Annotated in this window: 14 protein-coding genes, 1 other RNA gene and 1 riboswitch; of the genes, 8 read left to right on the plus strand and 7 right to left on the minus strand. The window is 25.5% G+C overall.

The features are described 5' to 3' along the window. Positions 1-18: 18 nt before the first annotated feature. Together rsmA and rnmV are read right to left on the minus strand one after the other, a co-directional pair. On the minus strand, positions 19-831 hold the full coding sequence (gene rsmA / locus EELLY_RS02425) for a 16S rRNA (adenine(1518)-N(6)/adenine(1519)-N(6))-dimethyltransferase RsmA (protein ID WP_104205885.1): 813 nt from the start codon (positions 829-831) through the stop codon (positions 19-21). A gap of 1 nt (position 832) precedes the next feature. Next, a complete protein-coding gene (gene rnmV / locus EELLY_RS02430) occupies positions 833-1366 on the minus strand; it encodes a ribonuclease M5 (protein WP_181021077.1) in 534 nt (177 codons plus the stop codon). Between the two features lie 66 nt (positions 1367-1432). Between rnmV and EELLY_RS02435 the strand changes: the two genes are divergently transcribed. Further along, on the plus strand, positions 1433-2398 hold the full coding sequence (locus tag EELLY_RS02435; RefSeq protein ID WP_104205887.1) for a rod shape-determining protein: 966 nt from the start codon (positions 1433-1435) through the stop codon (positions 2396-2398). A gap of 25 nt (positions 2399-2423) precedes the next feature. On the opposite strand, the gene dnaN is transcribed toward EELLY_RS02435, so the two are convergent. Further along, positions 2424-3533, minus strand: coding sequence for a DNA polymerase III subunit beta (gene dnaN, locus EELLY_RS02440; protein ID WP_104205888.1), 1110 nt, complete (start codon positions 3531-3533; stop codon positions 2424-2426). A 199-nt stretch (positions 3534-3732) separates the two neighbouring features. Beyond that, positions 3733-5055 (minus strand): DnaA ATPase domain-containing protein, encoded by a 1323-nt coding sequence (locus EELLY_RS02445; RefSeq protein ID WP_104205889.1) that lies wholly within the window; start codon positions 5053-5055, stop codon positions 3733-3735. Between the two features lie 301 nt (positions 5056-5356). Here EELLY_RS02445 and rpmH point away from each other — a divergent pair, with 301 nt between their 5' ends. The 5 genes from rpmH (at position 5357) to EELLY_RS02470 (ending at position 7682) form a co-directional block, all read left to right on the plus strand. Next, positions 5357-5491, plus strand: a complete 135-nt coding sequence (gene rpmH, locus EELLY_RS02450) for a 50S ribosomal protein L34 (protein WP_104205890.1) — start codon at positions 5357-5359, stop codon at positions 5489-5491. 28 nt (positions 5492-5519) lie between these two features. Next, positions 5520-5849 (plus strand): ribonuclease P protein component, encoded by a 330-nt coding sequence (rnpA, locus tag EELLY_RS02455; protein ID WP_104205891.1) that lies wholly within the window; start codon positions 5520-5522, stop codon positions 5847-5849. A gap of 22 nt (positions 5850-5871) precedes the next feature. Continuing rightward, entirely contained in the window at positions 5872-7122 is a 1251-nt protein-coding gene (gene yidC / locus EELLY_RS02460; RefSeq protein ID WP_104205892.1) for a membrane protein insertase YidC, read from the plus strand. Positions 7123-7139: 17 nt separating this feature from the next. Next, an RNA gene (gene ffs, locus EELLY_RS02465) (signal recognition particle sRNA small type) lies at positions 7140-7235 on the plus strand. Between the two features lie 9 nt (positions 7236-7244). Further along, positions 7245-7682: a nucleoside deaminase gene (locus EELLY_RS02470; protein WP_104205893.1), complete on the plus strand. Its 438-nt coding sequence runs from the start codon at positions 7245-7247 to the stop codon at positions 7680-7682. Between the two features lie 11 nt (positions 7683-7693). On the opposite strand, the gene EELLY_RS02475 is transcribed toward EELLY_RS02470, so the two are convergent. From EELLY_RS02475 to serS, 3 genes are read right to left on the minus strand one after another with little or no spacing between them, the layout of a single operon-like run. Then, positions 7694-8458 (minus strand): hypothetical protein, encoded by a 765-nt coding sequence (locus tag EELLY_RS02475; protein WP_104205894.1) that lies wholly within the window; start codon positions 8456-8458, stop codon positions 7694-7696. A 50-nt stretch (positions 8459-8508) separates the two neighbouring features. Next, the gene (gene mnmE, locus EELLY_RS02480) at positions 8509-9867 is read right to left on the minus strand and encodes a tRNA uridine-5-carboxymethylaminomethyl(34) synthesis GTPase MnmE (RefSeq protein ID WP_104205895.1); all 1359 of its coding nucleotides are present in this window, start codon (positions 9865-9867) and stop codon (positions 8509-8511) included. Positions 9868-9882: 15 nt separating this feature from the next. Next, the gene (gene serS, locus EELLY_RS02485; protein ID WP_104205896.1) at positions 9883-11148 is read right to left on the minus strand and encodes a serine--tRNA ligase; all 1266 of its coding nucleotides are present in this window, start codon (positions 11146-11148) and stop codon (positions 9883-9885) included. A 79-nt stretch (positions 11149-11227) separates the two neighbouring features. Here serS and EELLY_RS02490 point away from each other — a divergent pair, with 79 nt between their 5' ends. Further along, entirely contained in the window at positions 11228-12085 is an 858-nt protein-coding gene (locus tag EELLY_RS02490; RefSeq protein ID WP_104205897.1) for an Hsp33 family molecular chaperone HslO, read from the plus strand. Positions 12086-12774: 689 nt separating this feature from the next. Continuing rightward, positions 12775-13635, plus strand: coding sequence for an ABC transporter ATP-binding protein (locus tag EELLY_RS04410; protein ID WP_407643904.1), 861 nt, complete (start codon positions 12775-12777; stop codon positions 13633-13635). A 90-nt stretch (positions 13636-13725) separates the two neighbouring features. Next, positions 13726-13786: riboswitch (nucleoside riboswitch) on the plus strand. Positions 13787-13862: the final 76 nt, after the last annotated feature.

The raw sequence follows: 13862 nt of genomic DNA on the forward strand, positions 1-13862 counted from the left end.
TGTTGTTTTGGACTATTTTTATAATTTGTTTTTAGTAAAAATGTTAAAAATGTCGATAAATTGATCCAAACTTATTACTTCGGGTCTAAGATTTTCATTAATTTTTGCTTCTTTCAAAATTATTTTTGATAGTTCTTTATCATTAGTTATGTTAGAAAGATTATTTAAAATAGTTTTTCTTTTATTGTTAAATATTTTTCTGACAAAAACTAAAAAATACTCTTGATCTTTAACTAAGTGTGTTTTATTACTATTGAAAGTTAATGAGATTATTGATGAATCAACTTTTGGAACAGGTGAAAACATTTGTTTTTTTACTGTAAACTCATATTTTTTTTCAGCAAAAAAACTACAAGCCACAGAAAGGTTGTTGTAATTATTTTCACCTTGGTTTGCACAAACTCTTTGTGCTACTTCTTTTTGCATCATAAAAACAGCCTTATTTAAATTATTAGAGTTTTGTAGTGTTTTAAATAAAATTTCACTTGTTATGTAATATGGCATATTGGAAATTATTGATATTTTACTAAAGGTTTTTTTGGCATCATTAATTAACGTTTTGAAATCAACTTTTAAAACATCTTGAATTAATATTTCTAAATTGGGTGATTGTATTTCTGATTTTAAAATTAATTCCATGTCTCTATCTATTTCAATAACTAGTACTTTTTTAAATTTTTCAACAAGTTTTTTTGTAAGCGCCCCAGTTCCTGGACCAATTTCAATTATAAGTTGATTTTTATCTTCTCCTAAAATACTAATTATTTTTGTTATGAGATTTTTATCACTTATAAAATTTTGCCCAAACTTTTTTTTAGCTACCACTTTCATTTTATTCCTCCAATATTTTTCTAATGCTATTAACATCTAAGTTCATTCAATTAAGTCATTTAAAGAGAGATTTTGAAGATAGCTCTAAATTAATTTCTAGTTTTTTAGATATCTTATTTCTATTTGATTTTAAATAAATATCATTTTGTTTATACTCTATTCAAGAAATCGATTCGTTATTTACATTATATTCAATAAAGTTATTAAGAGCTTTCTTAATTTCTTCTTCGTTAGCTTCAGCAACTCCAATTTTTTTGTCTTGAGAAGTAAAGTTTTTTTTGTTTATAAAAGCATTATAAACGTTTTTATTTACTTCTTTAATTATAGTTTCTCTTATTTTTTTACCTGGCCCATCAGGGTCAGTAAAAATAATAATTTCGTTGTTTTCACTTAGTTTTTTAATTGAATCTATTGTTTTTTGATTTAATGCTAATCCATTTGTTTCAAGTGTTTGAAGTTTATCTCCGAATATTTTTTTAAGTTTTTGAGAATCAGTTTTACCCTCAACAACAACTATTTGATTCAACATGTTTAACCCACCTATTATTAATTTAAAATTAATTATATATTATAATATAGTGAATAGAATAGAATGATAAGTATGAAAAATAAAAAAGTTGGTATAGTTTTAGAAGAAAATTATACAAGAATTATTTCATCAATTAGCGGTAAAGTTTATGACAACTCATCAGTTGTTTGTTGAAATAACTTAACAAGAGAAATTGTTTTAGTTGGTAAAGATGTAGAAAATGCAATTGGTAGATTAGATGATCCGTTAGTTGTTATTAGGTTACTAAAAAATTATGCAGTTCAAGATTTTGAAGTTTTTAAAGCTTATTTAAAAATTCTTGTTGAGGATTTTTTTAATGTTTTTAAAAATGCTGAAGTTGTAGTTTCTTCTCCGAGTTCTGATTTAGATTTTATTAGAGATTTTATATATAACATTTTAAAAGTTGAGGGTGGGGCTTCATCTGTTGAGTTTGTATCAAAAACACTCTTATCAGCAATAGGTTCAAATGCTAATGTAAATGATGAGTATGGGGTTTTAATATTAGACATTGGATACTCATGTTCAAAAGTTGCATTAATCATTAACGGTAAAATTGAAAAAAGTGGGGTAACAATTGCTGGGGAAAAAGAACTTGATGATAACATAATTCAATTTATAAAGGAACAATATCAATTAGTTATTAATGATGAAACAGTTGAAAAGATTAAGTGATCAATTGGAACAATTATTAAATTAAGAGACGAATTAGAATTAAGCATTTTTGGTAGAGACTTAATAACAAATGATCGCAGAGTTATTGTTTGTGCTAGTGCTGAAATTAAAAAACTATTTATCAGATTATTTACAAATTATAAAACACTTATAACAAACGTTCTTGAATCGTCATCTCCAATTATTAGAAGTAGTGTTATTAAAAATGGTTTATTTGTTTCTGGTGATTTAGCTGGAATTATTGGTGTTAAAGATTTCTTTGAAGATTTTTTTAATTTCCCAGTAACAATTTCTAAGAAAAAAGGTTATTCAGCAATTGAAGGTGCAATAAAATATAATAAATAAAAGACCTTCCATTTTGAAAGGTCTTTTATGCTCTTGGTAAAATGATTTGTTTTAATTTTGGTTCTTCTTCAGAAGAAATAACAGCCATTCTTGAAGGTAATGAAAATTTAATTTCTAAATCTTCACAATCAAATGTTTTAATTGCTTCTAAAATAAATCTTGTATTAAATTTAACTTCTTCAATTTCTTCACCGCCAAACTCAAAATCATTAAAAGTTTCTTCATATTTAACTGAATCAACTGTTGTTTTAAGTGTTATCTCATTTTTTTTAATGTTTAAATTTATTGTGGGGTCTGATGATTCAAAAGGTAATTCAAATCTGTTTAGCAACTTTAATATTTTTTTTGTTTTGACTTTTATTGATGTTCCAAAAACAGATGGGAAAGCAGACTCAACATCAGGGTAATTACCATCGACTAAAATTGATTGAAAAGTTTTGTTATCAAAAACAAAAGTTGTGTAGTTATCAAAAACAACAATTTTTAATTTTTTTACATTCTCAATCAACTTTATTAATTCTGTTAATGTTTTGTGGGGAATTATTATATTTATTTTTTCACCCTGAGTATTGATTGGTATTTTCTTTAAAGATATTTTAAATAAATCTGTTGCAGAAAAAACAATTGAATCTTCTTTTGTCTTTAAATTTAAACCAGTTAGTACAGTTCTTTCTTTATAAGGGTTTATTGAATTAATTAATTGATTAATTGTGTTTTTAAACTCTACTGGTGAAAGTGTTATTTCAAGTCCGTTTTCAACAAAACCAAGTAATGGAAAGTCTTCTGGATCTAGTAAACCAATTTTTAAAGATGACTTTTCTGTAATTATTTCTAATTCACTTTCTTCAAAAACACTCAATTTAATAAATTGATTTTCAAGTTTTCTCAAAGTATCAATTATAAATTTTGGCTTGACCAATATAGTTCCAGGGGTTATAATTTCAAGATCTGAATTTTGTTTATATAATTCAACTTTAAAACTTGTTGAATTATTTGTCGAAATAATTGTTAGTTTATCTACACCAACTTCTATTAAAACACCCGTTGTAGCTGGAGACAAACTTTTTGGATCAATAATTTTACTAGCACTGTTAATACCATCTAAAAAAGCTTGTCTGTTAATTTTAATATTCATAAATATCTCCCAATCTAAAACTTTTATTATTATCTCACATAAATGAGATTAATCACACATGTATTATTTCTATTTACTTAATTACTGATTTCTAAATATTTTTATTATGCTGTTGTTTTGTGGAAAAGTTTTAAAAACTTAAATATAAGAAGTCAATTTAGAAAAATAATAAACAAAAACATTTCCAATAAAACCCACACTATTTCATTATTTCATTTTTTCAAGTATCAATTAATTTTTTAAACTTTTTGTCTTCGTAAATGTTTTTTTCAATCTTTGATATAGCACTTAACACTGTGCTATGATCTCTACCACCAAATTCCGAACCAATTTGAGTAGAAGTGTGATTTAATAGTATTTTAACAAAGAACATAGCTACATGTCTTGCGTCCTTAATAGCGGTCGTTCTAGCTTTTCCATCAATTGCTTTAACACTTACACCAAACTTGTCACCAATAACCTCTTTTATTCTTTTAACATTTAATTTACCCAAATTCGATGAAGGAATGTCTCTAAAAAAATCAACAACTTCATCCAATGTTATTTTACTATCAACAGGATTACTCATAACTAATAATTCTAATCTGTTAACTAAACTTTTCAACTTCCTTGCATCTCCACCGAAATTATTGGCCAAAAATTTAATAGCAGCAGGCTCAACACCTCTTTTTAATCTGAATTCGCCAATTCTAAGTTTTAAAATATCTTCAGCAGTTTGAGGATCTAAAGTTTCAACACAAACTGACAAACCAGAATTAAATCTAGTTATCATCCTTCTTTCAAAACCATTTAAAGATTCAGGGTTCTTATCACTAGAAAAAGCTAGCTTTTTCCCGTTTTCCAAAAAATTGTTAATTATAAAAAACAAAAACTCATTAGTTTTATCTCTTTTTGTTAAGAAGTGAACATCATCAATAATAAAAACATCATTTTTTAAAATGTCATTTTTAAACTTTTCAATATCTACATCTCCACTATTCAAAACACTTACAACCTGAGAAGTAAACTCATCAGCTTTTAAATATAAAACTTTATTATTTGTAGATTTGTCTTTAATAAAATTAGTTATTGATTCTAATAAGTGTGTTTTACCCAAACCAGAATCTCCATAAATGAACAATGGGTTAAAAACAGAATTATCTACACTTTCAGAAAAATATTTAGCAGCAATAAAAGCTTGTTGATTGCTTTTACCAATAACAAAATTTTCAAATAATTGACCACTTTTAATAAAAGATAAATCATTTTGTGCTTCGTGTTCAATTTTTGGTAAATTCTTTGTAGAAAAAAACAACAACTCAAAATCACCATTTATATATGTGGATAAAAAAGTTTTTATTTGACCACTTATTTGATTTAAAAAAGATAAAGCTAAAGTAGATTTTGCTTCAATTATAAATTCTTTGGAATTTTTTTTATAAAGGTTAGTAAATGGCAAAAACTCATTTTTAATTTCTTGATCAACAGTTTTATCTAAATACAACTCTGACAATACTTTTTGTCAAACAACACTCAATTCCATAAAAACAAACCTTTCAATTTCATATATGATTTAAACACAAAAAAATAATAGTTATCAACAATAAAAATAAAAAATAACCTTACTTAAATAAACCCACATATAAAATGATTACACAAATGCTTAAAACATAATGCAAAAGGTTTTTTTCCACTTTTCCACAATAAATAAAAAATATTTAATTTATAAAAAAATAGGTACGCTAATAAATAAAAAAATACAAATAAAAGCAACATTTTTGTAAAACTTCATATTATAATTATTTAAGTTATCCAAGAAAAAGAGCAGAAGGGGGTTTGTGAATATGAAAAGAACTTGACAACCATCAAAAATCAAACACTCACGTGTACATGGTTTTAGAGCAAGAATGGCAACAAAAAACGGTAGAAAAATTATAAAAGCACGTAGAGCAAAAGGTAGAGCGAAATTAACAGCTTAGTTTCCGCTTTATTTTTTATTTAATAAATATGAAAAACAAAAAAATAATAAAAAAAAATCATGAATTTCAAACCATTATTGGTAAAAATAAATCATTTAAAAATTCTACATTTGTAATTTATTATTCTAAAAATAAAGAATTAAATTTTAGGTATGGAATAAGCGTTGGAACTAAAATAGGTAACGCAGTGCTTAGAAATAAAATAAAAAGAAAAATTAGGTCAATAGTGTTTGATATAATTAAAAACGATTTTAATGCTCCTTTTGATATAATTATAATAGCTAGAAAAAACTTACTTTATAAAACTTTTGAAGAAGTTTCTAAAGATCTTACAAATCTTATAAAATCAGTTAAATAGAAATCATACAGGGGGTTCTATCATGTATAATAATGAACAGTTTATGCTTTTTGCAAAAGATGCAAGAGTTTTATCTTATTTGAGTAAAAATCAAACATTAAATACAAAAAGAACTTTTTCTGAAAAAATGAAAGACCCTGATTATAGAAAAAGATGAATTAAATTAATATGGAGATGAGTTAAAATATTAACATTTTTATTTATCATTGTATCAATGCTTTGAGGTTGTGTGCAAATGTATCAGTCACCATATGCAATTCAAGACGTTACAGATTTAACAGGTAGAAAAGTTTTTTCTGCTGGTATTTCTTTTGAAATAGTAACATCAATTTTTGGCGAACACACGTCACAAAACTGGTGAAACATAATTACTGGTAATATGGACGGACAACAATATGCATACAACGTCATAGGAAGTTGAGGAGAAGCTTTCTCAAAAACTAAATCACCATTTTATGGTTTCTTTGTATACCCTATTGCATTATTGCTTAATTCTTTAATTTATATGATGTCTAGTTCGCTTAATCCAGAATTAAATGAAACACGTTATGGTATTGCTGTTATATTTGCAATGTTATTCACTGTTATAATAATTAAATCTTTTACACTTATATTCACTTGAAAATCTCAAGTTAATCAAGATTTACAACAAAGAGTACAACTTAAAACAGCAGATATTACAGCAAAGTATAAGGGTGACAAATCTCAAGAAGCTAAACAAAAACAACAAAGAGAAATAAATGCAATTTATAAAAAAGAGGGTTTTTCCCCTTTTAGTGCAATGGCTGGTGCTGTTATAACGATGCCATTCTTATTTGCCACATATGCGATTGTTAGATCTACAAGATCTTTAAAAGTTGCATCAGTTGGTTTAATATCTCTTATTGATAAACCTTGATCACAAATTCAACAAGGTGAGTATATTTATATTTTAATAATTGCAATATATTTACCTTTACAAATTTTTTCAATGTTGCTACCATTAATTTTACAATCAATAAAACAACCTTCTTCAACATTGACAGTAGCACAAAAAAAATCTAGAAAAAAACAATATTTAATTCAAGGTGTTTTTGCTTTAACATTTATTATAATTATTATTTCTGTAGCATCTGGTGTTGCAATTTATTGAATATTCTCATCAACATTCCAAATTTGTCAAACACTAGGATTCTTTTTTTATAATAAAAAGAAAGCAAATAATTCTAGTCAAGAAATAAATAGAAGAAGAAAACAACAAAAAAATAGGAAAATTAAAACAAACAACATTTAATATAAATGTTATATAATTAAATATGCCATGATAAAGATAACGCTTGAATGAGTCAGGACCGGAAGGTAGCAGCTATAAGAGAATGTGTCTTGTATCATGGTTTTTATTTTGAAAGGATTAATATGTTTAAAGATTCAATATTAAAAACTCAAATATGTTTACTAACTAATGATGTACCAGTTTATTCTTGTATATTTGAAAATAACACAATAATAAGTGAAGGGGTAAATAACAAAGAGAAAGAATTAAAAGTGTCAGGGCATGCAGAAATTAATGCAATAAATAAAGCTTTTAAATTACTTAAAACAACGAACCTTAAAAAATATAATCTTTATACAACTTTAGAACCTTGTGAGATGTGTTATCAAGCTATTAAACAGGCCAAAATAAATAAAGTTTATTATTTACTAGAAAACGAAAAGTTTGGTTATAAATCTAAATTGTCAATTAACGAAAAGTTGTTAAATTTAATTAAAATTGAAAATGAATTTCAAAAAGAAACTTACTCCAAAATACTAAATAATTTTTTTCAAAAAAATAGACAAAAAAATAACAATTAAAATTGTTAAAATTAATTTTTTTTAAACTTTTTAAAAGCTCTTTTGTTCACTATTAATGAATTTTTAAAACTTAAATATTCAAATAAACCGCTAAATAGATAAGTTGCAAAAATAGCAGCAAGCATTAAACCATACATTTGAATAAAACTTGTTTTATAAGGATCCATTTGCTCATACGGAAAAGGTCTAAGTGATGTATTATAATCCATGTATTTTTTAATGTAAATCACTCTTATTATTAAATATGCACCATAAAACAGTTCTAAAATGTTGTTTTTTCAAGCGTGATTTACCATGTAATTTCTCAAACTTAAATCAGGTCTTTGTTCTCTAAAACAAAAATAATAGATTATTATAATAAATGGACAAATTCAATGTTCTACAACAGACTTAGTAGTGTTATATCAATTTGTAAAACCAACAATAGTATCTCTTGCTATAAACATTGTTCCTGTAAATATTATCATTGAAACAAAATTGTAAGTTAAGACCATTGTTTCAGTATTTTTAGATTCAGCTCAAGATACTTTTTTATCAGTTTTTATGTAATTAATTAATTTAATAAACCCTCAAGAAGATGTAACTAAAGCAGATCAAACAGAAAAGTAAATTGTTTGTTCACAAACTGTTCCAATAAAACCAACTTTTTGGGGTTCAAATTCTTGTTTTAATTGAATCCCATAGATTGTATTCATAATGACATCTAATAATATACAAGAAATTGGAGTTATTGCAAGAAATAAAATTATTGAAAACTTTATTTTGTTTATTTTCATTTAAACCTCTTCTTTATTTTTTTTCATTTAATAAAATTATATCAATTTTATTATTTACCCAAACAATATTTTTTGAAAATATTGTCAATTATTTCTTCGTCATATTGTTCACCAACAAGTTCATTTAATAAATTTCAAGCAACATTTAAATCAACATTAACTATATCTATTGGCATACCCTCAAGAATAGAGTTTAAAGACTTAAGCAATTTATCTTTTATTTGTTCAACCAAATTTATTTGTTCAATATTTATTAAAACTAAATTTTCATTTTTTAATAGTTCTTCATTTAAAAACATTTTTTCAATGCAATTTATTAAATCATCAACATCATAATTTAATGCATTTGTAAAAATAACATTATTAAATTTTTTTGAAATTTCTGTAATATCTTTTTTTAAAATTAAATCTTTTTTATTAACAACAATTAAATGTTTTTTATCACCTATTTTTGAAATTAAATCCTTATTGTCTTGGTCATGAATGTTTTCAGCATTTACAACTAACAAAATAAAATCAGAATCACTAATAACATTTAAAGACTTTTCAATACCTATTTTTTCAACAATGTCGTTTGTTTTTCTTATACCCGCAGTGTCTATAAGATCAAGTGTTAAATTTTGAAAATTTATTTGGCCAGTAACAATATCTCTTGTGGTTCCTTCAATGTCTGTAACAATAGCTCTTTCTTCTTGAATTAAGGCATTTAACAACGAAGATTTTCCAACATTTGTCTTACCAACAATAGCTGTTTTAATTCCATTTGTAATTGAATTAGCTAATTTTGATCTTTTTAATAATTTATCTACAAATCCATTTATTTTTTTTAAAGAAAGGGTTAATTCATCTATGGAACTTCCCTCAACATCATCATAATCAGGATAATCAATAGAAACTTGTATTCTTGAAATAACATCTAATAGTTGGTTTTTAATTTCTAAAACCCCATTATTATAAATGCCCCCCATATTGTTAACACCAATTTTAAGTGCCATTTCATTTTTAGCAAAGATTAAATCATTAATGCCTTCTGCTTGAATCAAATCTATTTTGTTATTTAAAAAAGCTCTTTGACTAAATTCACCTTTATTTGCCATTCTTGCACCCTTCTTAATAATTAATTTAATAATCCTTTGTGTATTTAAAATACCTCCATGACAAGCAATTTCAATAACATCTTCTCCCGTAAAAGAATTAGGCGCAACAAAAGAAGTGATGATAACTTCATCAACTAAATCTTTTTCATCATATAACTTTTTAAATAAAACATTTTTTGTTTTATCTATTGGATATTTTATTAATTTGTTAATTATATCAAATGCTTCATCCCCACTAATTCTAATTAATGCAATGGCTTGATTAGTTAAACTAGTTGTTGGGGCAACTATTGTTTGGTTTATATTTTTCATAAATCACTTACCTAATTATTTAATATATTCTTGGTTATCAAATCAAACTTTTAAAATTTCAGGAAGTATTAATTTTTCACCATCTCAATAGTTTTCTAAAATAGCACCAACTAATCTATCAATAGCTACGCCACTACCATTAAGTGTATGAACTAATTTGGTTACACCATCTTTTGTTTTATATCTTGTTGCCATATTTCTAGATTGAAAATCTATACAATTTGAAACACTTGAAATTTCTCTATATTTATTTTGTGCTGGAAATCAAACTTCAATATCATAGGTTTTTGTACTACTAAAGCCAACATCTCCAGTGCATAATTCAACAATCCTATAAGGAAGGTTAAATAATTGTAAAATACTTTCAGCATCTACCAACATTAATTCTAGTTCATTAAAACTTGACTCTTGGTCTGTTATTTTAACTAACTCAACTTTATTAAATTGGTGTAAACGAATTAACCCCTTTGTATCTTTGCCAGCACTACCAGCTTCTTTTCTAAAACATTGAGAAAAAGTTGTATATTTTATTGGTAACTTTTTGTAATCTAAAATTTCATTAGCGTGTAAGTTAGTTAGTGGAACTTCACCAGTGGGAATTAAATATTGTTCACCAACTTTATATGCATCTTCTTCAAATTTTGGTAGTTGACCAGTTCCTTGCATAGCAGCAGCATTTACAATCAAAGGAACTGTGATTTCTTTATAACCAACTGATATATGCTTATTTAATAAAATGTTTGTTAATGCTCTAACAAGTTTAGAACCTTGTTCTTTGTAAACAACAAAACGACTACCACTTAGTTTAGGTCCTAACTCAAAATCCACTAAATTTAATTGACTAGCAATTTCTCAATGTGGCTTATTGTGTTTAACTAAATTATCTGAATTTCAAACTTTAATAATTGGATTATCCTCATCACTTAGACCAATTGGCATATGTTTGTTTGGGATGTTTGGAATATAAAGTAATTTTTCGTTTAGTTCATTAATTATAGAAAAAAGTTTTTTGTCCAAAACTTCAATATCACTGTTTAATTTATTAACTTGATTTTTATTTTTTTCTACTTTATCAAATTCTTTGTTTTTCATTAATAAACCAATTTCTTTAGATAAACTATTTTTTAATGATTTTTTAATCTCAACATCTTTTAAAATATTTTTTCTTTCAATGTTTAATTTAACAATAAAATCAATTTCTAAAGAAAAGTCTAAACCTCTTTTATTTAACTGCTTTTTAACATAATCTAAGTTGTTTTCTACAAAATTAATATCTAACATAATAACCCTTTCTTGCTTTCATTTAAGTATTTTTAAGTTATTATAATATTACATTAAAAATAATATAAAAAGGGCAAACATGGATTTACAAATTAGAGCGATAAGCAACAAACACAACGCAAAAATATCAATAGTAGATATTTCAGATTCAATTAATAAAATTTGTGATTTACAACAATCTTCACCAATAGTAAATATTTGTTTAGCAAAATTTACCATTAATAATACACTGGTTGCTATAGATAATAAAGATAATAACAAAATATCAACAGCATATTCTACTGATGAGGGTGTTATTAAAAGAATGATTACAGAGTTTGAAGATAACAAAATAAGATCAACAAGTAAAGTAAAACACTTTGAAATGTGTGAAACTACTGAGGACATAAATCCCTTGGATTTAATGCTAGGTAAAACTGGAGAAATTTATTACTCAAGAGATATGGGTTTAAAAGCACCATATATTTCATCAATTAAAACAAAAGGTTCAAATATGGATTCTATTTTTATGCAGTTTTTGAAAAAAAGTAGTCAAATAACTTCTTTGATAGCCACAGATGTTACTTTTAATAATAGTTTTAAAATCGATAAAGCTGTAGGTATTTTAATTCAGTTGTTACCTGAACACACTCAAGAAAATATTGAAATGTTAGAAAATAAAATTGGTAATACAAAATATTTAACTGATGTTTTAGTTAAATCAACAAATTATTATGAAGTTATAAAAGACATTTTTGAAGATGCTCAAGTTTTGTCAACAAGTCAAATAATTTTTGAGTGTAATTGCAATTATGAAAAAATTTTTAATCTAGCAAAACTCTTAGAAAAAAAAGAATTATTAGAGTTAATTAATAACAAAGAAAATGTTTATATTAATTGTGATTTTTGCAATAAAGACTACACTATAAAGTACACAGAATTAAACAAATTGATTTAATACAAAAATGCTATGATATAATTTTATTGATATTGTTTTAACTAAAGTAATTAATATGACTTGAAAGAAAAGAGAAAATTATGAGTAAAGACGTAAACAAAAAACTGCCTTCTAAAGAAGAAGTTCTTAGTCAATATAAAGATGTTTTAGAAAGAAATAAAGCACATGCTCGCGGTGAAAAGTCTAAGGGTGAAATTGAAGCTAATGAGCAAGCTCTTGCTAAACAAAAAGCTAAAGAAGATGCTAGATTAGCAAAAAAGACAAAAAAAGCTAAAAGAAAAGAGGAGACTCTTATTACAAACACACTAGACCAATCTGCTGGTGAAAAACTAAGTGTTATTGAAGAAAAACCTTTGACAAGAAAACAAATCAAAAAAGCTCAAAAAGAAGAACTTAAAGCTCAAAAAGAGACTCAAAAAGAAGATGCTCTTATTAAAAACACACTAGACCAATCTGTTGGTGAAAAACTAAGTGTTATTGAAGAAAAACCTTTGTCAAGAAAACAAATTAAAAAAGCTCAAAAAGAAGAACTTAAACATGTTAAAGAAGAAACAATAATGACTTCTCCTTTTGTGGACGGTGAGGTGGAAAGCAATCGCACTATTATTGCTTCAATTGAAAAAATAAATTATGATAATGAAAGTGAAACTTTTGAAGAATTTAAATCAGAAGATAGAAAATATACTTCTATTGATAACACACCAGGTTTTGATAAAGGTGTTAAAGGTTTAAAACAAAAACAAAAATTCCAATATCAGCTAACTAACAAGTATTCAAAAAGAATTTTATCTGATGGTGAAATAGTTTTTACAAAAGATCATAAACCAAATACGGAAAAACACATAATTGAATTAAAAGACGTCAGAAAATCATACCAAACTGGTGATTTAGAAACTCCAATTTTAAAAGGAATTGATATTAAACTTGATAAAGGTGATTTTATTGTTATTCTTGGGCCTTCTGGTTCTGGAAAAACAACTTTCTTAAATGTTATATCAGGTTTAGATAAAACAACTGAAGGAGATGTATTTGTATTAGGTTCAAACCTTTCGTTATTAAAAGATTCGCATCTAACTAAATTTAGAAGAAAAAATGTAGGATTTATTTTCCAGCAATACAACCTTTTAACTAATCTTACTTCAAAAGAAAATGCTGAAGTTGGACAAAACTTAGCAAACAAAAAGAAAAAAGGTATGACAATTGAAGAAATTTTTGAAACAATTGGTATGAAAGAACAAATTAATAAATATCCTCACCAAATGTCTGGTGGACAACAGCAAAGGGTTTCTATTGCAAGAGCATTAGCTAAAAACCCCGAAATTTTATTTGCTGATGAGCCAACAGGTGCGTTAGACGAAGAAATGGGTCGTAAAGTTCTTGAAATCTTAGTTAAAGTTAACCGTGAACAAAAAACAACGATCGTTGTAGTTACTCACAACCCTAACATCGCTAAAATTGCTAACACAGTTATTCATATTAAAAATGGATTGATTGACAGTTTAGAAAAAAACTCAAACCCAGCAGATCCTCAATCAATTGATTGATCATAACAAAAAAATGGGTCTCCCATTTTTTTAATTTATAAAACCCCCCTTTTTGTAAATTAAATATATAAAATAAAAATAACAACTTAATATAAAAATTATACAAGATAACATAATGGGTTATCGACCTGCTTTAGACCAATCTAAAACTATAATTAAAAAAGATAGAAAGGTCAGCTGGTTTGTATTGCGTTGATTTTTTATCTTTTTTATATTAGTTGCTAAATAATTTT

The organism is Entomoplasma ellychniae, from assembly GCF_002930155.1.
Taxonomy (GTDB): Bacteria; Bacillota_I; Bacilli_A; order Mycoplasmatales; family Mycoplasmataceae; genus Entomoplasma; species Entomoplasma ellychniae.